The organism is Pseudomonas sp. ICMP 561, assembly GCF_002699985.1.
GTDB classification, from domain to species: Bacteria; Pseudomonadota; Gammaproteobacteria; order Pseudomonadales; family Pseudomonadaceae; genus Aquipseudomonas; species Aquipseudomonas quasicaspiana.
The window spans coordinates 202,372-226,582 of the sequence record NZ_LKBT01000070.1 but is presented as its reverse complement, the minus strand read 5'-3'; the positions used below and the strand labels follow the sequence as shown (position 1 = coordinate 226,582).

At 57.3% G+C, this 24,211-nt stretch carries 21 protein-coding genes and 1 pseudogene; 16 read left to right on the top strand and 6 right to left on the bottom strand.

What is annotated here, in order from left to right:
• Positions 1 to 106: 106 nt before the first annotated feature.
• Both AO242_RS30420 and AO242_RS30415 read left to right on the top strand, forming a co-directional pair.
• A pseudogene (locus AO242_RS30420) lies at positions 107 to 889 on the top strand (MCP four helix bundle domain-containing protein); the annotation flags it as partial.
• Complete coding sequence (locus AO242_RS30415) at positions 884 to 1,747, top strand: methyl-accepting chemotaxis protein (protein WP_406643937.1); 864 nt, start codon at positions 884 to 886, stop codon at positions 1,745 to 1,747. The pseudogene AO242_RS30420 and the gene AO242_RS30415, both read left to right, overlap by 6 nt.
• A gap of 80 nt (positions 1,748 to 1,827) precedes the next feature.
• Here AO242_RS30415 and AO242_RS29085 read toward each other — a convergent pair whose 3' ends face one another.
• Positions 1,828 to 2,454: a pyridoxamine 5'-phosphate oxidase family protein gene (locus AO242_RS29085; RefSeq protein WP_099271405.1), complete on the bottom strand. Its 627-nt coding sequence runs from the start codon at positions 2,452 to 2,454 to the stop codon at positions 1,828 to 1,830.
• A 298-nt stretch (positions 2,455 to 2,752) separates the two neighbouring features.
• Here AO242_RS29085 and AO242_RS29080 point away from each other — a divergent pair, with 298 nt between their 5' ends.
• The 5 genes from AO242_RS29080 to AO242_RS29060 all read left to right on the top strand — a co-directional run bounded on the left by AO242_RS29080 (position 2,753) and on the right by AO242_RS29060 (position 7,528).
• Positions 2,753 to 3,685: a LysR substrate-binding domain-containing protein gene (locus AO242_RS29080; protein ID WP_099271404.1), complete on the top strand. Its 933-nt coding sequence runs from the start codon at positions 2,753 to 2,755 to the stop codon at positions 3,683 to 3,685.
• 207 nt (positions 3,686 to 3,892) lie between these two features.
• Positions 3,893 to 4,666 (top strand): ABC transporter substrate-binding protein, encoded by a 774-nt coding sequence (locus AO242_RS29075; protein WP_099271403.1) that lies wholly within the window; start codon positions 3,893 to 3,895, stop codon positions 4,664 to 4,666.
• Positions 4,667 to 4,689: 23 nt separating this feature from the next.
• On the top strand, positions 4,690 to 5,802 hold the full coding sequence (locus tag AO242_RS29070) for a DUF2817 domain-containing protein (RefSeq protein WP_099271402.1): 1,113 nt from the start codon (positions 4,690 to 4,692) through the stop codon (positions 5,800 to 5,802).
• 122 nt (positions 5,803 to 5,924) lie between these two features.
• Entirely contained in the window at positions 5,925 to 7,010 is a 1,086-nt protein-coding gene (locus AO242_RS29065; protein ID WP_099271401.1) for an aromatic ring-hydroxylating dioxygenase subunit alpha, read from the top strand.
• A gap of 119 nt (positions 7,011 to 7,129) precedes the next feature.
• A complete protein-coding gene (locus AO242_RS29060; protein ID WP_099271400.1) occupies positions 7,130 to 7,528 on the top strand; it encodes a RidA family protein in 399 nt (132 codons plus the stop codon).
• Positions 7,529 to 7,572: 44 nt separating this feature from the next.
• Here the strand turns inward: AO242_RS29060 and AO242_RS29055 are convergent, their stop codons facing one another.
• The 3 genes from AO242_RS29055 to AO242_RS29045 form a co-directional block, all read right to left on the bottom strand.
• Positions 7,573 to 8,013 carry a thiol-disulfide oxidoreductase DCC family protein gene (locus AO242_RS29055; protein WP_164706178.1) on the bottom strand — a complete coding sequence of 147 codons (441 nt, stop codon included), beginning with the start codon at positions 8,011 to 8,013 and terminating at the stop codon, positions 7,573 to 7,575.
• Positions 8,014 to 8,015: 2 nt separating this feature from the next.
• Positions 8,016 to 9,146, bottom strand: coding sequence for a metallophosphoesterase (locus AO242_RS29050; protein ID WP_099271398.1), 1,131 nt, complete (start codon positions 9,144 to 9,146; stop codon positions 8,016 to 8,018).
• 236 nt (positions 9,147 to 9,382) lie between these two features.
• Positions 9,383 to 10,165, bottom strand: a complete 783-nt coding sequence (locus tag AO242_RS29045) for a hypothetical protein (RefSeq protein WP_099271397.1) — start codon at positions 10,163 to 10,165, stop codon at positions 9,383 to 9,385.
• A 234-nt stretch (positions 10,166 to 10,399) separates the two neighbouring features.
• Here AO242_RS29045 and AO242_RS29040 point away from each other — a divergent pair, with 234 nt between their 5' ends.
• Positions 10,400 to 11,527, top strand: coding sequence for a saccharopine dehydrogenase family protein (locus AO242_RS29040; protein WP_099271396.1), 1,128 nt, complete (start codon positions 10,400 to 10,402; stop codon positions 11,525 to 11,527).
• Between the two features lie 3 nt (positions 11,528 to 11,530).
• On the top strand, positions 11,531 to 12,025 hold the full coding sequence (locus AO242_RS29035; protein WP_099271395.1) for a DUF2269 family protein: 495 nt from the start codon (positions 11,531 to 11,533) through the stop codon (positions 12,023 to 12,025).
• Positions 12,026 to 12,625: 600 nt separating this feature from the next.
• On the opposite strand, the gene AO242_RS29030 is transcribed toward AO242_RS29035, so the two are convergent.
• Positions 12,626 to 13,267: a LuxR C-terminal-related transcriptional regulator gene (locus AO242_RS29030; RefSeq protein ID WP_099271394.1), complete on the bottom strand. Its 642-nt coding sequence runs from the start codon at positions 13,265 to 13,267 to the stop codon at positions 12,626 to 12,628.
• A 182-nt stretch (positions 13,268 to 13,449) separates the two neighbouring features.
• Here AO242_RS29030 and AO242_RS29025 point away from each other — a divergent pair, with 182 nt between their 5' ends.
• The 7 genes from AO242_RS29025 (at position 13,450) to AO242_RS28995 (ending at position 21,875) form a co-directional block, all read left to right on the top strand.
• Complete coding sequence (locus AO242_RS29025) at positions 13,450 to 13,995, top strand: dimethylamine monooxygenase subunit DmmA family protein (RefSeq protein WP_099271393.1); 546 nt, start codon at positions 13,450 to 13,452, stop codon at positions 13,993 to 13,995.
• Positions 13,992 to 14,921, top strand: coding sequence for a PDR/VanB family oxidoreductase (locus AO242_RS29020; RefSeq protein WP_099271392.1), 930 nt, complete (start codon positions 13,992 to 13,994; stop codon positions 14,919 to 14,921). The genes AO242_RS29025 and AO242_RS29020 overlap by 4 nt, the downstream gene beginning before the upstream one ends.
• A 15-nt stretch (positions 14,922 to 14,936) precedes the next feature.
• The gene (locus AO242_RS29015) at positions 14,937 to 15,953 is read left to right on the top strand and encodes a heme-dependent oxidative N-demethylase family protein (RefSeq protein ID WP_099271391.1); all 1,017 of its coding nucleotides are present in this window, start codon (positions 14,937 to 14,939) and stop codon (positions 15,951 to 15,953) included.
• Positions 15,954 to 16,013: 60 nt separating this feature from the next.
• Entirely contained in the window at positions 16,014 to 17,144 is a 1,131-nt protein-coding gene (locus AO242_RS29010; RefSeq protein ID WP_099271390.1) for an aminomethyltransferase family protein, read from the top strand.
• Between the two features lie 33 nt (positions 17,145 to 17,177).
• A complete protein-coding gene (gene purU / locus AO242_RS29005) occupies positions 17,178 to 18,038 on the top strand; it encodes a formyltetrahydrofolate deformylase (RefSeq protein WP_099271389.1) in 861 nt (286 codons plus the stop codon).
• 101 nt (positions 18,039 to 18,139) lie between these two features.
• The gene (locus AO242_RS29000) at positions 18,140 to 19,522 is read left to right on the top strand and encodes a flavin-containing monooxygenase (protein WP_099271388.1); all 1,383 of its coding nucleotides are present in this window, start codon (positions 18,140 to 18,142) and stop codon (positions 19,520 to 19,522) included.
• Positions 19,523 to 19,529: 7 nt separating this feature from the next.
• On the top strand, positions 19,530 to 21,875 hold the full coding sequence (locus AO242_RS28995; protein ID WP_099271442.1) for a DUF1989 domain-containing protein: 2,346 nt from the start codon (positions 19,530 to 19,532) through the stop codon (positions 21,873 to 21,875).
• 715 nt (positions 21,876 to 22,590) lie between these two features.
• Here AO242_RS28995 and AO242_RS28990 read toward each other — a convergent pair.
• Positions 22,591 to 23,910, bottom strand: coding sequence for an ammonium transporter (locus AO242_RS28990; protein WP_099271387.1), 1,320 nt, complete (start codon positions 23,908 to 23,910; stop codon positions 22,591 to 22,593).
• Positions 23,911 to 24,211: the final 301 nt, after the last annotated feature.

The following is a 24,211-nucleotide window of genomic DNA, read 5'->3' as shown; positions in this document are numbered from 1 at the left end:
ATTGAGGGGCGATAAAGTTTGCCCATTTCCAGTCGATAACGCTGCTAGAGAGGGCTCCAATGCGCGAATCCCTCAACTCTAACAACGACAAGCCTGAGTACTCCCCATGTCCCAGTTCCTCAATCTGAAGCTCAAGTCAAAGCTGCTGTCCGCTTTTGGTCTATGTGCGCTCATCACTGTCGGTGTAGCGGCGCTGGGGTACAGCGGGATCTCGACCATCTACGGGATGTTGCAGGACACGGTCAGCAACAACCTGGTATCGATTCAGAAAACTGATTCGGTTAAAGCCAACGTTATTGCCACCCACCGGGACATGTTCAGAGCTATCAACCTTGGGTTACGCAAAGCCACGCCAGAAGACATTAACGCTGTCGTTTTGTCTTTCAGGGACAACCAGGGCGAGGCGGAACAACAATTCAAAGTCTATCGCGCCACTCCTCTGGAAGCTGACGAGCGCGCTGCAGGTAATGACTTCGAGCGGGACTGGCCCGCGTATGTCGCTGCCGCAGAAAACGTTTTCGCACTGTTGAAAAGTGGCGATGTTGATCAGGCCGCCAAGCTTGCTGATACCGTCGCAACCCCCGCGTATCGCAAGACCATTGGCGAAGTCAAAATCATGATCGAGTCCAATGCCCGGCAAGCGATTGGCGTTGCCACCTCGGGGGAGGATACCAACCAACAAGTGACCTGGGCGCTGATTATCGGCGGACTTGTTGCAGCCGTTGCCGCCATCACCCTGGGTCTGGTGGTCACCCGCATGATTACCCGACCGCTCTATCAGTCCGTGGAAAGTGCTACTCGCATCGCTCAGGGCGACCTGACCAAAGAGATCACCTCGAACAGCGAGGATGAAACCGGACAACTGCTTAAAGCACTGTCCAACATGCAGAAAGATCTTAAAGGCACGGTGCAGCAGATTGCCGATGCATCCGATCAGTTGGCTTCAGCTGCCGAAGAGCTAACCGCCGTTACTGAAGACAGCACACGTGGCCTGGTTCGTCAGAATGACGAGATTCAGCAAGCCGCGACTGCGGTAAACGAGATGACCGCCGCAGTGGAAGAGGTTGCCCGCAATGCGGTCAGCACTTCACAGGTGTCCAGCCAGACCGCAGAAGATGCGATCAAAGGCCAGCATCAAGTCCAGCAGGCAGTGACAGCTATGAACACCATGGCCGTGGATATTAACGACTCCACGCAGCGTGTCGAAACCCTGGCCGGCCAGATTCGTGACATCACCAAGGTGCTGGACGTGATTCGTGGTATCGCTGAGCAGACCAATCTATTGGCCCTCAACGCCGCTATCGAAGCCGCTCGCGCCGGTGAACAGGGCCGAGGCTTCGCCGTTGTCGCCGACGAAGTCCGGGCCCTGGCCCATCGCACGCAAGCCTCTACTGGCGAAATCGAAGCGATGATCAAGGTCGTACGCGCAGGCGCTGACGAGGCCGTACAGTCGATGAGCAAAAGCCAGTCGATGGCTCAAAGCACGCAGTCGCTGGCAACTGAAGCGGGCCTGGCACTGGAGCGAATCAGCGCCGGAGTCAGCGAGATCAATGAACGCAACCTGGTGATCGCCAGCGCTGCAGAAGAACAGGCTCAGGTGGCCCGTGAAGTCGACCGCAACCTGGTGAACATCCAGGACCTGTCGACCCAGACATCCGCCGGTGCGAACCAGACCAATGCCTCGAGTCAGGAACTGTCGCGTCTGGCGATTTCGTTCAATACGTTGGTGGGCAAGTTCAAGCTTTGATGGCTTGGCACCCGGATATGCATGGGTAACGCAGCGGCTCAGCCAGAGCCGCCTGCGACCATCGATTTCTTCTAGGTCGATCAATACAACGTATCAGCAATACGCCCCGGCAATGCCTTGTCATACGCATCGCCATCGATTTCGGCCGCCGAGATTTCCTTCAATATTTTCCCGGCAGTCGGCAGCGTACTTCTCTCCACGTGGCGCGCTGCACCCCAAAGTCCGGCCCTGATGACCGCCCGGCTGCACTGGAAGTAAACGCTGGTGACGGTGATGCGCAGCACCGATTTGGGCAGTTGACCGTTCACGGCGAAACGCGCCAGTAAATCGGGGTTCACTGATATCTGTGCTGTCCCGTTGACTCGCAACGTTTCCCCGACCCCGGGGATGAGAAACAGGAGTGCCACCCGGGGATCAGTCACGATATTGCGCAGGGTGTCGATCCGGTTGTTACCACGTCGATCGGGCAGATAAAGCGTCTTGCTGTCTTCGATATGGACAAATCCTGCCTGGTCGCCACGTGGCGATGCGTCAAGTCCACCGGGGCCAGACGAAGCAAGGATCGCAAAGGTTGCTGACTCGATGAAAGGCCGGTAGACGGGGTGAATATGGTCCACCTCTTTGACCATCGAGGGGCGGGCGATTGGGCCATACAGCTTTTCCAGCGCCTCTGTCGTGGTCACGTACTCGTTGCTTTCCAGTTCCATAGTCATTTCTTTCTACCGTCTTGTTCTGGTTGTTATACCTGCACTGATGCGGGTTAGCCGTGTTGAGTTTGAGCTATTTTGATGAAGGAAATACGCTGCTGAAAGTCGTGTTGTTGAGCTGCATAGTCAGTCAGCCTCAAACCATTGCATGAAATCAACTACCGTAAAACCCTGTATTGGGCGGCAGCATTTGCTGCCCGCATCTGGATTCGAACCTGACTCCGCCTTCTTGTATAAACTCGTCCCCACGATGTCGCACCCGACTGAGAATCTGGATTAGCCCGTCTGCGGAGACCCCATGGATAATTTGCCCCCTCTGCGCGCCTTGCAGATTTTTAACATCGTCGGTCGCTGCGGCGGTATCGCCGAGGCCGCACGACGCCTTGGTATATCGACTGGTGCCGTCAGTCAGCAGATGAAGTTACTGGAAGAAAGCCTCGGGATTACCCTGACGGTCAAAGACGGCAAGCGCATTCGGCTTACCACTGTAGGTGAACGTTATCACCGTAACTGTGCAGCGGCGTTTGAGAGCTTGCAGGTCGGAAGGGCCGAGGTGGAGTTGGCAAAAAACACCAGCAACATGCGAGTCAGCGCGTTTCCTTCACTGATGTCCAAGTGGCTCGCACCGCAGCTTTTTGACTGGCAAGACCGCTATCCCGAAATTGACCTTTTTCTGGAAGCTCGCCATGCCGAGCCTTCTACTGGCGGCTACGACATAGACTTTCGCATTACCTACGGCGACCGGATTCCGGACAGTGGAAATGCTATCGAGTTGTTCCGCGATTGCATCGTTCCAGTGTGCAGCCCTGAGTTGCTCAAAGGCCGGGAGCCCATCACCCGTGCCGAACAGATCCTTGACTACCCGTTGCTTTCAGTCGACTGGCTGCCAAGCTTCGCATCACCACCTTCCTGGCACGACTGGTTCACTGCGCAGGAGGTCGAATGTCCGCAGTTACGGGATGGCCATCGAGTGTTTTCCCTGTCGTCCATGGCCATTCAGGCAGCAATCGAAAATCGCGGCTTTGTCCTGGCGCAGTACTCCATGGTTCGCGCGGACATTGAGGCCGGGTATTTGCTCATGCCGCTGGCACGCCCGCTGTTCCTGTTGTCTTCCTATTATCTGGTCTGGAGCAGCAGTGCCTTTGATAAGGCCTGGGGCCGAGACTTTCATCGGTGGCTGGTTGCCCGTGGCAAAGATCAGCATGACTTGAACCAATGCCTCGGGGTTTAGTTTTTCTAAACCATGAGCCAGTTTTTCTGGCCTTATCTACGCTCACAGAATCCGTTATGTTGACGCCATGAGTTACACATAAAAAATAAAAACAGTACTGGCACCATCGCTTTTCCATTGTCTGCCAATCATCTCAGGACTTCAGCAGCGTCTATTTTCCGCTGACAGTCGTCCTGTGCCACGAGTGCCCAGCCGGGAAACGCCTCCATGAAAAAACTCATCGCCATCGTTTTACTCGCAGCCGTGTCATCCACGGCCTTTAGTAAAGACATCACGACCATTCGTTTTGGCGTCGACCCCACGTTCGCTCCCTTTGAATCAAAATCGCCTCAAGGAACACTTGAAGGCTTCGATATTGATCTCGGCAATGCTATCTGTGCGCAGCTCAAAGCAAAATGCGTGTGGGTGGAAACCAGTTTCGACAGCATCATCCCCGCACTCAAGGCGGGTAAGTTTGATGCGATTCTCTCGGCCATGAGCATCAACGAAACCCGAGCCAAACAGGTGACTTTCAGCGAGAAGCTGTACAACTCGCCAACCCGGTTGATTGCCAAAGCCGGAAGTGCCTTGCTACCTACTGCTGAGTCGTTGACTGGCAAAACTGTCGGCGTCGCACAAGGCTCCACCCAGGAAGCCTATGCAAAAGCCAAATGGGCACCCAATGGCGTGAACGTGGTGAGCTATACGAATCAGGACCTGATCTACCCCGAGTTGATCAACGGCCGTATCGACGCGACCCTGACTGACGCCGTGGTCGGTGATTCTGGTTTCCTGCAGACCCCGCGAGGCAAGGGCTACTCATTCGCTGGCGGCCCGATCAGGGACAAAGTGCTGTTGGGCGAGGGCGTGGGTATAGGCATTAACAAATCCAATAAACAGATGATCGACGCGATCAACTCGGCATTGCGTGCCATTCACGAAAATGGCACTTACGACGCTATTCAGAAGAAGTACTTCAGCTTCGATATTTATAACGGCTGACAGCCGGTCTGCGAGCCATCCTCATGCCTAATCTATTTCCGACTCATCCCAGCTATCGAGGTCTGCGCGAGCGTTTTGTGCAGTCCGCCAAACAAGCCGGGGCGATCCTGTCCCGCTACGACCACCCGCTGCCCGGGCCTTTCGGGGAGCCGCTGAGCACAGACGTGGCATTGCTCGGGCAGCCGAATGCCAAGCGCGTGATGGTTATCATCAGCGGTACTCACGGTATCGAGGGTTACTACGGTTCGGATTGTCAACGCCGCTGGCTGGATATGCTTGCCACCCAGCAACTGCCAGCCGACACCGCCATCCTGATGATTCACCTGATCAACCCTTGGGGCACTGCGTGGATGCGCCGGGTCAACGAAGACAATATCGACATCAACCGTAATTACGTCGATTTCACACAGTCACTGCCTGACAACGCGGCGTATGCAGCGATACACGATGTATACAGCTGCACTGACCTCGACGGAGAAGAGCGCGCAAAGGCCGATGCGCGATTCAACTCGCTCATTGATGAGCACGGCTGGCCCGGGCTCATGGGCATCGTCGGCGCCGGGCAATATCAGTTTCCCGACGGGTTGTTCTTCGGCGGTCACGGCCCGAGTTGGTCGAACAATACGCTTCGCCATATCCTGGCAACCCATCTGGGTAGCGCAGAAGTTGCGATGGCATTCGACCTGCACACGGGCGCCGGAGACTACGGTCACCCTATGCTCATGACCATTGCCCAATCTCAATACCCGGCGCTCCCCGACGCGCAGGCACTGTTTGGCCCGTGGCTTTATACGCTGATTACCGGCGCCAATACCCTGAGCGACACCGGGGTCGCAGCGACTTCCACCGGCTATACGTCACAAGCACTGCTGGATGCGCTGCCTGACGTGCACCTGATGCCCTTTGTCATCGAATGCGGCACGTGGCCCGGTCCTGATGTTCACGACAGCCTGCGTGCTGATCACTGGCTTCATCTACACGGCGACCCTTGCGACGCAACCGGCGAGACCATCAAGCGGGCATTACTGGAGCAGTTTTATCCTGCCGATTGCGACTGGCGGGAGCTCGTATGGCTGCGAACCCGACAGATCTGGGAGCGAGCGCTGGCTGCGTTTCCGACAATAAAAGTGTTGTGACTGTCCTGGCCTCTTCCCGGATAAATCCGGTTCTGCCAGTTCTCTGTTCGCCTCGAAAAGCGTGGTGTCAGCAATACGCTGGCTCTTAAACAACAGCGCGAAGCCCAAGAGGAGTAACGCATATGTACTTACGCAATGCCTGGTATGTGGCTGCCAGCGACAGCGACATTGGCCATAGCCTGTACCCCACAACTTTACTGGGTGAGCCGGTGGTGCTGTTTCGTAAAACGGATGGCGAGCTCGTTGCACTCGAAGACGCTTGTCCTCATCGCAAGCTCCCGCTGTCCCTGGGGCGTCTGGACGGTAACCAGATCGAATGCGGATACCACGGACTTACCTTTGACGGCCAGGGGACCTGCACACGAGCGCCTACCAGCGGGAGAATCCCGTCCCGGGCGCGAGTGCATAGCTATCCCGTTCACGTCCGTTACGGGCTGGTCTGGTTATGGATGGGTGAACCTTCCCTGGCAGACGTCTCAAGCGTGTGCGAGGTGCCGGAGTGGGGCGATCCGCAGTGGGGACTCAGCCGGGGTGCGAGCATGACGGTGCAGTGCAATTACCTGTACATGACCGATAACTTGCTTGATCCCTCTCATGTGGCATGGGTGCATCAGTCTTCTTTCGGCAACGCCGCCTGCGCGTCGGAGCCTGTAACCGCAACTGAAACGGCCAATGGCGTTATTGTCTCGCGGTGGATGCGCAACGTTGAGGTGGCACCGTTCTATGCACAGTTCGTGACCTTTGACGGGCCATGCGATCGTCTGCAGCATTACGAAGTCCAGTACCCTTGCCAGGCAATCATCAAAGCATTGTTTACGCCAGCAGGTACCGGGCGGGATGAAGGTCCGCTGCATGCCGATGTTTTTCTGATGAACTCTTACAACTTCATGACGCCTGTAGACGAGCATTGCACCCGTTATTACTGGTTCCAGATGCGTAACTTCGAGCCAGGCGATGAGGGGGTATCCCGTCGCTTCGATGAGGATGTTCAACACGCTTTCGCCGAGGATCGCGTTGTGCTGGAAGCGGTGCACAAAGGCATGATTAATCCCCGCGTTGCGCCAATCAATCTGCCCAGCGATGCAGGCCCGGTAAAATTTCGGCGAGAACTGGCCAGGCGGATCAGTGCCGAAAGTGCTGATAGTGAGCGCCCCAGGCCCGCATCTACAGAACATAGGGTGATCGAGACGCTTAGCGTTTCCTCGTGATATGGCAGGCATTGTATTGTTTGGCTAACGCAAACAGTCATTTAGCGAACTGCCCGTTTATCCGCCACCCGCGCAAACCTACAGTTGCCACCTGCAAAGCCAACTGAAGGAAAGACCCAATGACTGTCCGCGACGTAGTAACCCCGCCTGATCGCCATGCACTTTACGAACTGCATCGCTATTCCCCGGCGATCCGCAGCAACGGCCTGCTGTTCGTATCCGGCCAGGTCGGCAGCAGGGCCGATGGCTCACCTGAGCCAGAACTGGATGCTCAAGTGCGCCTGGCGTTTCAGAACCTCAACGCGATCCTTGCCGCGGCGGGTTGTAGCTTCAATGACGTGATCGATGTGACGGTGTTCATGGTCGATCCGCACACCCATTTCGAACGTGCCTGGGCGGTGGTGGCGGAATACTGGGGGGAAGCGCCGTATCCGACGGCTACTGCGGTGGGCGTTACCTGGTTATCGGGTTTTCAGTTTGAGATCAAGGTGATTGCCAGGTTGCCCGAAGGCGCTTGAAAGGAAGTTCTGCGCTGACTTTGCCGCCTGTCCGCAGACCGGACTTACTGATCCGCTTTCAAAAAACGGCGGTCATGGTCTGCGGCTGGGGCGCGGCTGGAGTCGTATCTGCCGAACAATCGATAGCGATTCAGGGCGATTTTGTCGTACATCCAGTCCCGCAGGATTTGCGGGATAACGCGTGCAACGGTTAACCAGCGCCAAGGCGCGTTCAAGCGCCTGAGTATCTCGAACATTGCCTTCGAGCGTATGAACACCTTGTTGTTCGAGATGAGCACAATGGTATTGAATTTGTCCTGAGGCAGCCCGGCCCACCCCAGCAATGCCTGGCCTGCCGGTGATTGCACCGTGGCTAGCTGAATTCGACGAGCCTGATCATGACGGATAACGAATCGTGCCCAACCGTTGCACAGTTTGCAGGTGCCGTCGAACAGCACCACCGCGTCGTCTGGATTCAGGAACGGGGCAGGGGTGCTCGCTTGCATACTCATTGAGCCTGCTGCTTCGCTGTTCGAAGCGTTATGCGGGTCAGCTCCGACGGTATGCCCAATCGCAGGGCAAATCCGGGCCACAGAGCGGTGCCGTTGTTGACATACAGCTGCATCCCGTCGACGTCATAAAAGCCGGAGACAAAGCCCTCATTCGCCAAGGCGATCACTCGCTCAAGCCCCAGAATCATGCCGCCGTGGGTATGACCGGACAACTGAACCGCCACGCCCTGGCTTGCGGAGAATTCTGCGTTTCTGGGCTGGTGGTCGAGCAAGATGATGGGTGTGTCTTTTGGCGCGCCTTGCAGCGCTTGCTTCAGGTCAGGCGCGGGGAAGCCGGTTTTGGGTGCTGTTACATCCGTAACGCCCGCCAACACAATCTGCGCGCCGTCACGCTTGATCAGCGTGTGGCTGTTCGCCAGAGGGATCATCCCCAACGAAACGAAATGCTGCATCCAGGCTGCATTGTCGAAGAAGTACTCATGGTTGCCGGGAATGACGTACACGCCGTCAGGAGCGCGAAGATCACGCAGGGCGTCAATGTCTCGGGTCCGGTCACGGATCGAACCGTCAATCAGGTCGCCGGTGACGACGATCAGATCGACACCCAGATTGTTCGAGTCCTTCACCACCGCTCTTGTCCACGGCTCATCAAACAGACGACTGATATGCAAATCCGTCAGTTGCAGAATCTGGTAGCCATCAAATTGTGGGGGCAGGTTGTTGATCGCTATTTCGATGTCCTTGACGGGCGGAACCCGTATCGCCTGGTTCACACCGAGTGCGGCCAGCAAGAGCGCCGCAATACCGAATCCATAACGCAGGTTGGCTGGAATAGTCAGCCTTTGCCGCCGAACCAGCATCGTTACCAGCGTAATCAGGTCAACAATGATTTGCCCCACCGCGATGAGCAGAATCGAGCCAAAGGCCCAGTTGAACAGCATCACGACAGTTCGCGGAAATTCCGGGGAGAACACGCTGCCTGAGGAAAACCGGGAATAGAGGTGATATTGCGAGGCGAGCACCAGCAGCAACGCGACGGCGATTCTTGCCTGCAATTTCCAGGGCATTGGCAGGATGAAACGGACGATGACATAAAGGCACGGCAGGCTGAACATGACATGAAACATTAAACGCGTTTCCTTTGACGGTGATCGTTGCTGGATGCAGGTCGCCATTGCGTGGTGACCCCGGCAGCGTCATCCAAAGCTATTTTTACAGGCAACGCACCTTATCAGTTCCAGCCGAAAACCGTAGGGCGTTGTTAAGCCTGTTACAGGCATGCAACTGGATTGAAATGAATCCTGTAGGAGATCGTGCGCTTCAGGTCAGCCATTCATAGCGATGCCAATAAGGACCATAAAGATCACTCCTCAATGACTGACCGCCCGGCGACCGCTGTGAAAAGGCGAAATATCACAATGGTCGTAAACAACCGGATAAAACCCGCGACTATCGAATTTGCGGCGGCGCTACCTGGATTGTTTAGATCAAAGGCAATACTGAAGAATCCTAACCAGTGGGGCTGCAGACTGGAAATGACGGCGATAACCAGCAACAGCGGGGTGAGTAACAACGCAAGGCAAGCCACTACTTGCCATAGTTGCCCTCTGGACAGGATGAAACTTTCGCGTGTGGCTGCTGCTATCGAGAGCCCTCGCAATAGCACCAGGCACTGGTTAAACATCAGTCGCATCATCATCCACAGTGCCAGGAAAAACACGGCCCACCTGAGCATCGCCCATACCACGGGAGGGATGACCTGAACGGTGGAAAGTATGATCGTTAGCCACGTATCGGCAGAAAGCAACGACATATCGACAACGACGATCAGCAACTGGTCGAGCGCAGACAGCACAGCCAACGCTGGCCACAGGCGTAGCACTTTAGACAGGAAGTCACCTGTGGCCACTGGCTCGTCTCGGCTGCGGGCATCAAGAATGAGCAGCAGCAAACCAGTGTACAGCGGCGGGATGACTGTGCCGATTATCGCTTGCCACGCCAGATCGTTACCGCTGCTAAGCAGGCCTCTACTGATATTTCTTATAAACATCTCTACCGCTAGAAGTGGCACGCACAGCAACGCGATGCTTCCGACGTTTCGGAAAAGCAGCCGAAATGACGTTGTCAGGATCTTTAAGGGATTCATTCAGGTTTCTTCACAGAGGATGAAGTTCTATCCGGTTAATGTTCTACGGTGAATGACGTCAGGGCGTTGTCACCGCGCTACTACATTGACTCATCCAGTGTACCAGCCGCCGGGTTAGGGCCCTCAGCGCTCACCCTTGTCGATGTGTGAGGAGCCTGCGGAACGAGCCTGATAAGCTTACCGGCAAATAGTCTCTTATTAACGTAAACGGTATTAAAGACAGGGAAGCATTGGATGTCGCTGAGAGTCATGGTGGTTGGCGGGTATGGAAATTTCGGCACAATTGTTTGCCGACACCTGATCAACATGCCCAACGTTGTACTTGTGATTGCAGGGCGCAACCCTGAAAGGCTGGCTGACAGTGTCAGCGCGCTACACGGCCAATCGGGCATTGTGTGTGAGAGTTGGTGTGGTAATGCCATGGGAGCGGAGTTCGGTCCGGCATTGCGCGCGCTGGATATCCAATGGGTCATCCATACAGGCGGGCCATTCCAAGGCCAGTCCTATGCCGTGGCCCAGGCGTGTATCGACGCCGGGGTCAACTACTGTGACCTGGCGGACTGCCGCGCTTTCGTCAACGGTATTGGCATTCTCGACGCAGCGGCCAGGCAAGCAGGCGTAACCCTGCTCAGCGGCTGCAGCTCGGTGCCCACGCTGTCGTCAGCCATCATTGATCAGTACCGTCACCGCTTCAGCCGTATTGACGTCATTGAACACGGCATCTCTTCCTCGGCAAAAATGCCCGGATTGTCCACCGTTGAAGGTGTACTCGCTTACGCGGGCAAGCCGATCAAACAGCTGCGAGACGGGCAGGTCCACGAAGTATCGGGCTGGCAGGATTTGACGTTACGCAAAATGCAGCATCTGGGGACGCGCGTGCTGGCCAACGTCGACGTGCCGGATATCGACATTTTTGGCGACCGCTATGGTGCGCATACTCTGAGTTTCAAGGCAGGCTCGGGCCTCAAGCTTGGGGGCGTAGCCAATTACCTGTTGGCAGCCGGCTTGCGCGCAGGGCTGGTCAAGGACCGGATGGGGTGGGCCGCACGACTGCATCGCTGGGGGACGCTATTCGAGCGCTTCGGTGACGGTCTCAGTGCCATGTACATCGATGTCGAGGGTGTCGGCGTGGATGGTAAAGCCCTGACCATGAATGCCCAGTTAACGGCGGACAACGACAAAGGTCCGGAGATTCCCAGTTGTGCCGCGGTAGCGCTAATGGCGAAAGTCGCTCAGCAGTATCGTCCGCAGCCAGGCGCCCGACCCTGTGTGGGGGAGGTCAGCGTTGAAGAGTATCTGGCAGCCATGAACGATCCGAAGAATATACAGCTGGCCGTACGGTTCTCGGATGAGAAAGGTTGATCGATGCTTTATCTGGCGATGAAGTATTTGCATGTGATCGCGGCGATCTTCCTGTTCGGATTCGGCATGGGCTCGTTTCTCTATCTGATCGCAGCCAGTCGCACTCGCAACCCACAAGTCATCGCCCATGTTTGTGAGATGGTGGTGCGTTTCGATACCTGGATTACCACGCCCGCAGGCTTTCTTCAGCTAGGTACGGGCTACCTGCTGGTGACGCTTGCGGGGCTGCCTTTGACTTCACCCTGGTTGATGACTTCGGTGGCGATCTTCATTGGCGTTGGTGCCCTCTGGCTGCCGGTCCTTGTCCTGCAAAAGCGGATGCATGGGCTGGCATTGAGCGCTGTTGAACAGGGCCTGACACTGGATGATCGATACCATAACCTCTACCAGAAATGGTTCTGGATGGGTGTTTGCGGTTTTCTCGGCATGTTCGTTGTGGTGCTGATGATGGTGACGAAACTGACCCCGTGGCAGTGGTTTGTAATGCTGATGGCCTGATCATTTACGCTCGGCCGTCGGGAACCTATCGACCCGGTAACTGACCGGGTAAAGACTCACAGGCGTCATCAACAGCGGACGATTGAAAAGGGTGTTGAGCATACTTTTCAATTCCTGCAATGATATTTTCGACACCTTAACGCTAGGTTCCGGACTTGTCGTGTTGAATGGTACAGGTGTGCTATTGAATGCTAAAGAGGGCATGGGATATCAGGGTCGACTCAACGTTTGTTCGTTCTTGTCGTCAGCGACTCTGGGAATAATTGCCGGTGCAAACGATGTGGGCTATTCAATGAACCTGCAAACCTGGTTCAGCTAAAAAACAGTAATTGACCTGCAGATCATTTTCGATAGCACAGGTGTGCCATTGATTTATACGTCGTTCAGACGCCGCGCTATTGCAAACCAAACAGGTGAACCTTGTAGGAGCCAACTTGTTGGCGAGACGTCGGACCTGCATCGGCGGAAATTCCGCTTCGCCAACAAGTTGGCTCCTACCAGGTATGCGTTTCAAATCCATTATTGACGTGATGTTAGATGAGAGACGTGGAAGGCGCCGAATAAATTACGGAACACCTGAAATATCGAAGGGTACAGACCTTATGCACCTACCTCGAATATCACACCTTCAAGGCCCAGGATCTCGCCGCTACTCGAGTACAGCCCGACGCCGGTTTCGCACACTTCCTTGATGCGCCCATCGGCACAACATATCCGGTATTTCAGCTGAAACGGTTCCCGCTTTAGCAGTGCGCATTGCACGCAGTACCAGACATAGTCGCTGTATTCCTCAAGAATCAATGCGCCATAGCTTTGTTCGCGAGTCAGTTGTTCGGCGGAGTAGCCGGTGAGGTGCAGGCAGCCTTCACTGACGTACTGCATGCGCCAGGCGCGCGCGTTTTCACCCTTGTAAATCAGCGCCGGCAAGTCGTTGACCAAGCCGCTGACACTTATCGTAGTGGTGGCCTGCGGGGCCGGTTCAGTGAGCGTTATCGGGTCATGCCCTTGGGGCTGCGCTTCATGACGATGCATCCAGGACGCCAGCTCCAGGCGTGAGTGCAGGTCAAACTTGCGCAGGAGGTTGCGCACATAAATCTTTACCGTGCCGTCGCTGATGCCCAGCTCCCGGGCGATCTGCTTGTTGTTGAGGCCGTCCCTGATCAGGCTGAGGGTTTGCGTTTCGCGTTCGGTCAGCGAATGGGTGGTCGATAACGGCGAAGGCGCGGGGCTGATTGTGTGCATTTTTTCCTCCCGTCTTGTCGATATGAATGCTGTAAGACAGCAAATTCCATGCCTCTGACTGTCAACTACCCCTTTGGGAGTAGCTCATCGTGAGGATTGAGCATGCATGCCGCATAGGAAATTATCTTGCCCATGAGGAAACACCTCAGGGCAATTCCGCCCTCGTCAGCACGAGGATCGACATGAACAATCCGATTGCAGCGTCGCGCCCTGTCAGCCTGCCGACCTATGACGCCGTACCACCCACGCAGTTGTGCCGTGACTACTTGCTGGTCACCCAGACGCGAGGCCTTGAACTTCATGCCGAGCTACAAGACCGGGTTTCACAAGCCCGCCGCCTGACGCACCTGGCCTTGCCCGAACTGGAAGATCTGCCCACGTTACAGCGGGTACTGGCCGAGCATTTACGCAGCAGCCATGTCGGTGTGCAGGTGTATGTGCAGGGCGATGAGTCGTTTCTCTGGAAGGTCCGCTCGGTAGCCGTTGACGCAGGGCTACTGACCGATGAAATCACGTTGAGCCTGAACTCGGGACCGGGCGAGGGCGGTAACCGTTCGGTGTTCTGCGTGCACTGTGCCACATTGCAGGACGCTACTGATGCCGCACTGCACACCTGTTGCCAGTGCGCTGTAGTGCTTGAAGTTCGCCAGCACTTTTCCCAGCGTTTGGGCGCGTATATCGGAGTCTGCGCCGATGCCGACCGACCATACGGGGAGGCCTGCGCATGAGCCAAACGATTGCCGTTCGAGTGGCGCAAACCCACTTGCTGACGCCAACGGTGCGCGAACTGTTGCTGGAGCCGCTGAGCGGTTCTTTGCCGGCGTTTTCAGCGGGCAGCCATGTGCAAGTGCACTTGCCCAATGGTCGGCGCAATGCCTATTCGCTGCTGGGTGATCCCGCTCAGACGGGCCATTACCGCATCGCCGTGCGTCGTCAGTCTCAGTCGCGGGGTGGCTCGCACTTTATCCATGACGAACTGGACGTCGGTGACCGGCTGACTATTTCGGCACCGGCCAATCTGTTTCCGGTACACAGCAAAGCGCGCCTGCACCTGTTGATTGCCGCAGGCATCGGCATTACGCCGTTCATGGCGTATTGCGCGGAGCTAACGCGTCAGGGCCAGGATTTCGAGCTGCATTACGCCTGCCGTCCCGGCATCAGCGATGCCTATCTGGACACGTTGCGGGAGCAGTTGGGGCCACGCCTGCATGTGTATGCCAGCCCCACGCGACGACTGAATCTGAACACGCTGCTGAGCCAGCGCCCACTGGGCACACATGTTTACGCCTGTGGCCCGCAAACGTTGATCGATGCCTTGCGCGAGCAGAGCCAGGCGCTGGGCTGGCCGGCCAGTCGCGTGCACTGGGAGGCGTTCGCCGCGCCGGAGCCTGGTAATCCCTTCGATGTGCACCTCGCACGTAGCGGTCGACAGTTAAAGGTCAATGCCGAAGACAGCCTGCTAGAAGCCTTGGAAGCGGCTGGCATCGAGGTGCCCAACCTCTGTCGCGGCGGGGTCTGTGGGCAGTGCCAGACAGCCTATATAGACGGCGCGGTCGAGCATCGGGATCTGTTTCTCAGCGACCACGAACGCACCACTCACTTGATGCCCTGTGTGTCGCGCAGTTGCGGCGGAGCGCTGGTACTCGATATCTGATTGTGGAGTTTTGTCATGACCCTAGCCTTCAAAGCGCCGCAAACCTACTGCGACGACTTCAGCTTTCGCAATAGCCCGCAGGCCATCGCGCGCTTCCCGTTTCCGTTTCCTGAAGACCAGTACATGTATTCAGTGAACATCGAGCCTGCGATTTCCCGTGATCCGGGCTCGATCTTCGAGCACCCGTTCGACATCGACGAACATTACCTGTCCGAGACCGCCGAACGAGCCCGGGTACTGGAACGCGACCCCGGGCGCTGTCTGGTCATGCCGCATATGACGCTGGCCGCCTGGGACATGGTGCAGGTGCTGATGGAGCATCTGTCTGAAGACTATCCGCAGCACTTTCAACTGCAGCGCGACGGCGACGCCTGGCACTGGCAGAACCTGCCGATGCGTATTGATCAGCGCTTCACCTTCGGTGATCCGGCGAGCCTGCCGTGCGAGCCACTGGAGTACATCACCCGCCAGTTACAGGGCGACTTCGCTGTGCTCGACCAGCGCGATGGCGACCTGTTCATGGACGCGGGCATGGTCACCTGTCCGGCCGACTGGTCATTGCGTTTCGACGCTGGCATGAGCTTCAAACAATGGCACTCGCCGGTACCGATGGCGCACCAGATGGGCATCTTCGACCGGGCGCTGAAATACTTGCTGAATGTGCAGGTCGGCCAGCCGGTGCGTCGCCTGAACTGGACGTTGACGATCAATCCGCGACTGGATTCGTCGCCGGAAACCTTTCATGAATGGGGCAACGACCGTGGCAAGGTCACCGCCGAAAACGCAGGGCGGCTGGTTCATCTGCGCGTCGAGATGCAACTGATGATGCGCCTGCCGCGCTCCAATGCGCTGATGTTCGGCATTCGCACCTACCTGATCAGCATGGACGAACTCGTCACCAATCCGGCCTGGGCGCAGCGCATGCATCGGGTGATTCGCGATTTGCCCGAGGCCATTGCCGACTACAAGGGCATGACCCGTTATCGGCAGGTCCTGATCGACTGGCTGCGACGCTTTGATTTCGATACCTGAGATCAGGCCTGACCTCCAGCTCTGACCTCAAACCCTCACTCAATCCAAGAGGAATACTCCATGACTCATTCATGGCGCACCCCTGCGCTTCGCGAACGGCATCTGGCCCTTGGCTCACAGCTGGAAGACTGGAACGGCATGCCCACCGCCTGGACCTACGCCAGCGACCTGGCTGACCACCATGAGGCCATTCGCACTCGCGCCGGTTTGATGGACGTGTCGGGCCTGAAGAAGGTGCATTACGTCGGGCCGCACGCCGAAAACCTGCTTCAGCAGGCCACTACTCGCGACATCGCCAAGCTGTATCCGGGCAAATCGGTATACGCCTGCATGCTCGATGAAGACGGAAATTTTGCCGACGACTGCATTGTGTACCGCACCGGCCCCAATGCATTCATGGTTGTGCATGGAGCGGGCAGCGGCCATGAGTTGCTGGTGCGTTCGGCACTGGGCCGTCAGGTCGCGGTGTTGTTCGATGACGACCTGCACGATCTTTCACTGCAAGGACCGAAGGCCGTGGATTTCCTCGCCAGTCACGTACCGGGTATTCGTGATCTGGCGTATTTCCACCATCTGCAAACCCGCTTGTTCGACCGCCCGGTGATGATCTCGCGCACTGGCTACACAGGGGAGCGCGGTTACGAAATTTTCTGCAAGGCTGCCGATGCCCCGCTGATCTGGGACGGCATTCTTGAGCAGGGCCGCGACCTGGGCATTATCCCGTGCGCTTTTACCGCACTGGACTGGCTGCGTGTCGAAAGCTCACTGCTGTTTTTCCCCTACGACAACTCGCAGATGTATCCCTTCGCCGATCAGAAGGCCGGCGACAGCCTCTGGGAACTGGGCCTGGATTTCACCGTGTCGCCCGGCAAACAGGGGTTTCGGGGTGCTGAGGAGCATTACCGACGCCAGGGCTCTGAGCGCTTCAAGATATTCGGTGTGCTGCTCGACGGTCAGGTGGCGGCTCAGGCGGGCGACACCCTGTGGTTCGAGGGCCGTGAGGTGGGCTTGATCACCTGCGGCATGTACTCGCGCCTGGCCGGCAAATCCATGGCCATCGCCCGGGTCCAGCCGCACATTGCCGAGCAGGGCGTAGCCCTGGAAGTGCGGGGCAGCCTGAGCGTCAAGGCAATCAGTCACAGCCTGCCGTTCGATGACCCCGAGAAGAAAAAACGCACGGCCAAGGGCTGAGTACGCGATTTTTTCATGACAAGAGAACATGCCATGCCCACCTCCCACTACATACTCAACGTCCAGTGCCCGGCGACCTCGGGCATTGTCAGCGCCGTGACCACATACCTGGCCGAGCGCGACTGTTACCTGAGCGAACTGGCGCAGTTCGACGACGAGCACACCGGGCGCTTTTTCATGCGGGCGGTGTTTCGCTTCAATGCGGGCACCACTGGCGATATTGAGTCGTTGCGCCAGGGCTTCGACGATGTTGCCATGCCCTTCGACATGCAATGGGCGCTGCACGCGGGTGATAAACCGCTGCGGGTGCTGCTGATGGTCAGCAAGTTCGACCATTGCCTGACAGACCTGCTGTATCGCCACCACAAGGGCGAGCTGAGCATGCACATCACCGCCATAGTTTCAAACCACCTGGACCTGCGGCCGATGGCTGAGCGCGAGGGCATCCGCTTCGTGTATCTGCCCGTCACGCCTGACACCAAGGCGCAGCAGGAAGCCGAGTTGATGAGCATCATCGAGCAGACCGGGACCGACCTGGTGGTGCTTGCGCGCTATATGCAGATTCTGTCCGATGATTTGTGTCACAAGCTCGCGGGGCGGGCGATCAATATTCACCACTCGTTTTTACCCGGCTTCAAGGGCGCCAGGCCCTATCACCAGGCCTATGCACGGGGCGTCAAACTGATCGGCGCAACGGCGCATTACGTCACCGGCGACCTCGACGAGGGGCCGATCATCGAGCAGCAGGTGCAACGGGTCGAGCATGACCATAGCCCGGACGATCTCGTCGCCATCGGCCGGGATACCGAGACCGTGGCGCTGTCGCGGGCCCTGAAATACCACCTGGAACATCGCGTGTTCATCAACCACGACAAGACGGTGATCTTCCGATGAGCCCCCGATGTTCGTCACCTGCCTGATACGCAACGCCTTGGTTGCCAGCCGCTTGTACTGCCTGTGAGGCATCGAGCTTTTCTCATTGCGGAGAATCGAACATGAAAAAACGAGTCGCGATTATTGGTGCGGGCCCCTGCGGACTGGCTCAGTTGCGGGCCTTTCAGTCGGCCGTGGAGTCGGGTGCATGCACGTCGGAACAGGCCCCCGAACTGGTCTGCTACGAGAAACAGGCTGACTGGGGCGGCATGTGGAATTACACCTGGCGCACCGGGCTGGATGAGCATGGTGAGCCGGTTCACGGCAGCATGTATCGCTATCTGTGGTCGAACGGCCCAAAAGAGTGCCTGGAGTTTGCCGACTACAGTTTCGACGAGCATTTTGGCCGACCCATCGGCTCTTATCCGCCGCGCGAGGTGCTCTGGGATTACATCAAGGGCCGGGTCGAAAAAGCCGGTGTGCGTGACTACATCCGTTTCAACACGGTGGTGCGCAGCGTGAGTTTTGACGAGGTACAGGAGCAGTTCACGGTCACCGTTCATGATCACGGCAGCGACCTGACCAGCAGCGAAGTCTTCGATTATGTGGTGGTCGCGAGTGGGCATTTTTCCACGCCCAATGTGCCGCATTTTCCGGGTTTCGAAAGCTTCGCCGGGCGCGTGCTGCATGCGCATGACTTCCGCGATGCACTGGAATTCAAAGACAAGGACGTCTTGATCGTCGGTAGCAGTTATTCGGCCGAAGACATTGGCTCGCAGTGCTACAAGTACGGCGCGCGGACCATCACCAGCAGCTATCGCAGCGCTCCTATGGGCTATCACTGGCCGGAGAATTGGGAAGAGAAGCCACTGCTGACTCATGTGCAGGGCAATCGGGCGTTCTTTGTCGACGGCACGAGTAAAGCAGTCGATGCGGTGATTCTGTGCACCGGCTACAAACATCATTTTGCTTTTCTGCCCGAAGAGCTGCGCCTCAAAACGGGCAACCGCCTGTGGCCGCTGAACCTGTACAAAGGCATTTTCTGGGAAGCCAACCCGCGGCTGATCTACCTGGGCATGCAGGACCAGTGGTACAGCTTCAATATGTTCGACGCCCAGGCCTGGTACGCCCGCGACGTCATTCTGGGCTGCATCGATTTACCGGATAAAGCCCACATGGAGGCGGAAAACCTGGCTTGGCGCCGTGAGGAAGAAACCCTTGAAACCGCGCAACAGATGTTCGAATTTCAGGGCGAATACATCCGCCAATTGATTGGAGCCACTGACTACCCCAGTTTCGATATTTCGCAGGTGAATCAGACGTTCCTGAAATGGAAGAAAGACAAGTACGAAGACATCATGGGCTATCGCAACAACTGCTATCGCTCGCTGATCACCGGTACGCTGGCCACCGTTCACCACACCCCGTGGCTCGACGCGCTGGACGATTCGTTAGAGACCTATCTGGCCAGCGATGGTTTTGATCGCCTCAAATCTGCAGGTTGAGGTTGCCATGAATCTTCCTGTCACAAGCCGGCCTCTGGAGCCGGCCTTGTTTGCCCGCACCCCCGGCTATGAACGCCACCGGGTTGCGCCGGGTGGGTTGACGGTGATTGCCTTGCAGGCCGGGGATCGCTTGCAGGTCATTGATCTGGAAGGTGACCAGGCCGTTGAATTGCTGGCCTTTCTCGCCGATGGCCGCGAAGCGCTCTCGGCGTTGGGTTTGCAACGTACCCCCGGGGCACGCTTTATCGGCCAGAGCCTTGGCCAGGCCAGTCGTGAGGTGCAGCATGTTGTGGCGGGGCTGACGCAGCGCGGGGTGGATTGCCGTCATCTCGCTGATGCGTGCAGCCTCTGGCCGAGCGCCACACCGGCAGGCTTCAGCCGCGCAATGACCGCCAGTGCCGATCTGTTGGTGGTGGTCGCCGCACCCGGTGGGCGCACATCGGTGGATGAACAGGGCAGGGCCAGCGAGTTGCGTCTGATCATTGAACGGGCCAATCCGACAGCATTGTGGGTGCCACCGCTGCCAGCGCCTTTGGGTGAGGTCATTGACGAGTTCACCATTACGCCCGGTAGCGCGCGGGACTATCGAGTGGGCGCGGGTCAGTTCATTCAGGTAATTGACGTCGCCGGACGCCAGTGCTCTGACTTTGTTGCCTTCGATCGGCGCGGGCTGGATGTCGGCCGAGAAATTGACCTGGACCCCACGGTCACCCGCACCCTGAACGGCAGCGCCTATCCGGGACCAGGCCTGTTCAGCCGTTTCTTCGACCGCAACCTGCAGCCAATGCTGGAAGTGGTCCGTGACACGGTTGGCCGCCATGACACCTTTGCCTTGGCCTGCACCGCACGCTATTACGAATCCCAGGGCTACTTTGGCCACGAAAACTGCAGCGATAACATCAGCCGCGTGCTGGCCGCGCATGGTGTACAGGGGCGGGCGGGGTGGCCTGCGATCAACTTCTTCTTCAATACCGGCATCGATGCCCATCAGCACCTGACCCTCGATGAGCCATGGTCTCGTCCCGGTGATTACGTGTTACTCAAGGCCATGACCGATCTGCTCTGCGCCAGCAGCAGTTGCCCGGATGACATCGACCCGGCCAATGGCTGGCAGCCCACCGATATCCACGTTCGCGTGTATTCCGAAAAGGAGCGTTTCAGTATCGCCATGACCACACGACAGACAGCTGACGCCGACCCGGTGCTGACCCGCGAAAGCGGTTTTCATGCGGGCACTTCAAGCCTGACCCGACAGTTCACCGACTATCGTGGCTTCTGGACCCCAAGCCGCTTTGATGGCTACGGCGCCCTTGAGGAATACCACGGCTGCCGTGAACGGGTAGCCGTGATGGACCTTTCGGCGCTGCGCAAATTCGAAGTGCTTGGCCCGGATGCCGAAGCGTTGCTCGACTATTGCCTGACCCGTGACGTGCGCAAACTTGCCATCGGCCAGGTGGTCTATTCAGCGATGTGTTACGAGCATGGCGGCATGCTCGATGACGGCACTTTACTGCGCCTGGGCCAGGATGCGTTTCGCTGGATCGGCGGCGAAGACCATGCTGGTGTATGGCTGCGGGAGCAGGCCGAAAAACTCGGCATGAAAGTGTGGATCAAGAGCGCTTCCGAACAGATCAGTAACATCGCAGTACAAGGCCCGCTGAGCCGCGAACTGCTCAAGCAGATGATCTGGACGCCAGGCACCCAGCCTGCCCTGGAAGAACTTGGCTGGTTCCGTTTTCTGACTGGACGCCTTGATGACCATAACGGCCCGGCGCTGATGGTTTCACGCACCGGTTACACCGGCGAACTGGGTTTTGAAATCTGGTGCCACCCCGATCACGCGATGCAAGTCTGGGAACGGCTCTGGGCGCTTGGCAAACCCCTGGGGTTGGTGCCACTGGGGCTTGAAGCCCTGGACATGCTGCGAATCGAGGCCGGGCTGGTATTTGCTGGTTACGAATTCGACGACCAGACCGATCCGTTTGAAGCAGGGATTGGGTTCTGCGTGCCACTCAAAAGCAAAACCGCCGATTTTATTGGCCGTGAAGCGCTGTTGCGGCGTAATGCACAGCCCCGGCACAAGCTGGTGGGATTGGTGCTGGAAGGCAATGAAGTGGCGGCACATGGCGATTGCGTGCGGGTGGGACGCGCTCAGGTCGGGGTGATCACCAGCGCGACGCGCTCTGCGGTGCTGGGGCGCAACATCGCGCTATGCCGACTGGACGTTGGGTATTGCGAACCGGGGACCACCGTGGAAGTCGGCAAGCTCGATGGCCAGCAAAAGCGTATTCGCGCGCAGGTGGCTGCCAGTACCGTGGCATACGATCCAGACAAACTCAGGGTTCGTAGCTGAAATCTTTCCATCGGTTAAAGGCGCCAGTGCAGGATGTATCTTGCACTGGCGCTTTTTTCTTTTAATTGGAAAGGAGGGGGCGTGCAGCTGAATCCCCCTCAGAGCCATAGCTTCTTCATCGTCAGAAATGCCGTCTTCCCGGATGAATCCGGTCCCAAAGGATCGCGGTGGATCTGAGGTTGGCGCAAATCTCGTGGGAGATTCTATGTTTGCCAGCAACTGCGTAGGACCGGCTTTAGCCGGGAGGGCGGTATTTCTGCTGAACAGGGTTTAGTGAATGTCCCGACGTCCTCCCGGCTAAAGCCAGTCCTACAAGATTGGGTAGATCCTGTGTGCGGTTTCCGGTCCCACAGGCTTTGCGACGGTTAGAGGTTGGCGGTGATTCGGTGGAAGCGAATTCATTTGAAAGGGCCGGTATACCCGCACCCTTTGTATCGACTGAACTACCGCCTTCCCGGATGAATCCGGTCCCACAGGATCGCGGTGGATCTGAGGTTGGCGCAAATCTCGTGGGAGATTCTATGTTTGCCAGCAACTGCGTAGGATCGGCTTTAGCCGGGAGGGCGGTATTTCTGCTGAACAGGGTTTAGTGAATGCCCCGACGTCCTCCCGGCTAAAGCCAGTCCTACAAGATTGCGGTGGATTTGGTTGGCGCAAATCAGCAGTCGGGCTGAACACCTTCAGCCCGACGATCAACCCCGAATAATCCTGAAACTCAGTTCGAGTATTTGTACCCGACCTCGCCGTGGGCGGCCAGATCCAGACCATCCACTTCAGCATCCTCATCGACGCGCAAGCCACCGCACAGCATCGCGGCGATCTTGAACGCCACCAGGCTGCTCACCGCCGAGAACACGATGCTGAACAGCAACGCGCCGCCATTGACCATCAACTGACTGATGAGATCACGGCCTTCAGCAAATCCTTGACCACCCAACGCTGTCATGGCGAAGACCGGGGTCAAAAGCCCACCCAGAATGCCCGCGACACCGTGTACGCCAAATACGTCGAAAGCGTCGTCCAGGCCCAGCATAGGTTTGAGTTTTTCCACCGACCAGACACACAGAGGGCCTGCGATGAAGCCAAGGACGATGGCGCCCATGGGCCCGACGAAACCGCATGCCGGGGTAATTGCCACCAGACCCGCGATAGAGCCTGATACCGCACCGAACAGGCTTGGTCGGCCACGGTGTTTCCATTCCACAAGCATCCAGCCCAGCGCACCGGCACAGCTGGCCAGCATGGTATTGACCATCACCAGCATGGCGAAACCATTGACCGCCAGCACACAGCCACCGCAGAAACCCAGCCAGCCAACCCACAACAGCGAACCGCCGGTCATGGTCATCGTCATGTTGTGCGGTGCCAGCGCTGAGGTGCCGAAACCGCGTCGCCGACCGATCAGCCAGGCACCGACCAGCGAGGCAATACCGACGTTGAGATGCACGACGTTACCGCCGGCAAAATCCTGCACGCCCAGACTGAACACCCAGCCACCACCCCATGCCATGTGCGCCATGGGAATGTAATTAACGGTGATCCACACCGCCATGAACACCATCACCGCTGCAAACTTCATGCGCTCGGCAAATGCACCGACAATAATTGCCGGGGTAATGGCGGCAAACAGCAACATGAACAGAAAGTACAAATACTCAGGAATGGTCCCCACCACTGTATGAATGGTTACGCCCTGCAAAAACAACTTGTCGAAGTTGCCAATGATTGCATTCAGCGAGCCGCCGTCGCCAAACACCAGACTGTAGCCATACACCGCAAAAATGACCGACATCAAGGCCGCCGTGCAGAACACCTGCATCATCACCGACAGCACATTCTTGGTTCTGGCCATACCACCGTAGAACAGCGCAAGGCCGGGCAACGTCATCAACAACACGACCAGCGAACACAGCGCCACAAACGCTGTGTCACCCGTGTTGATCACTGGCGTAGCTTCATCGGCATACCCTGAAGAGCAAGCCACAACAAGAGGGAGGCCGCAGATGGCGCGGCCTGTGCGAGTAAGGCGTATCATGGCTGAGTATCTCCAGAGGTCAGGAATTTCGCTGGCACGACCCTGCGGGGCAGAGTGCGTCAGCGCTTGGATTTACGCCTCAGGGTGAAATTATTCATTCCCTTTGAGTAAATTAGTTTCCTGTAAGGAATAGCAATTTGCTTGCCATTTCCGTCTTGGTCAGTGGCGTGGATCGCCGTTATTGCCCAGAACGACGCGTTTGCCTGTTGCGAGGAAAGCTTTTTGTTTGCGGTGGGTGCTGGTTGCTAACAACGGCAATTATGCAGGTTGGGAATATGCACTGTTACTGCACACTTTCTCG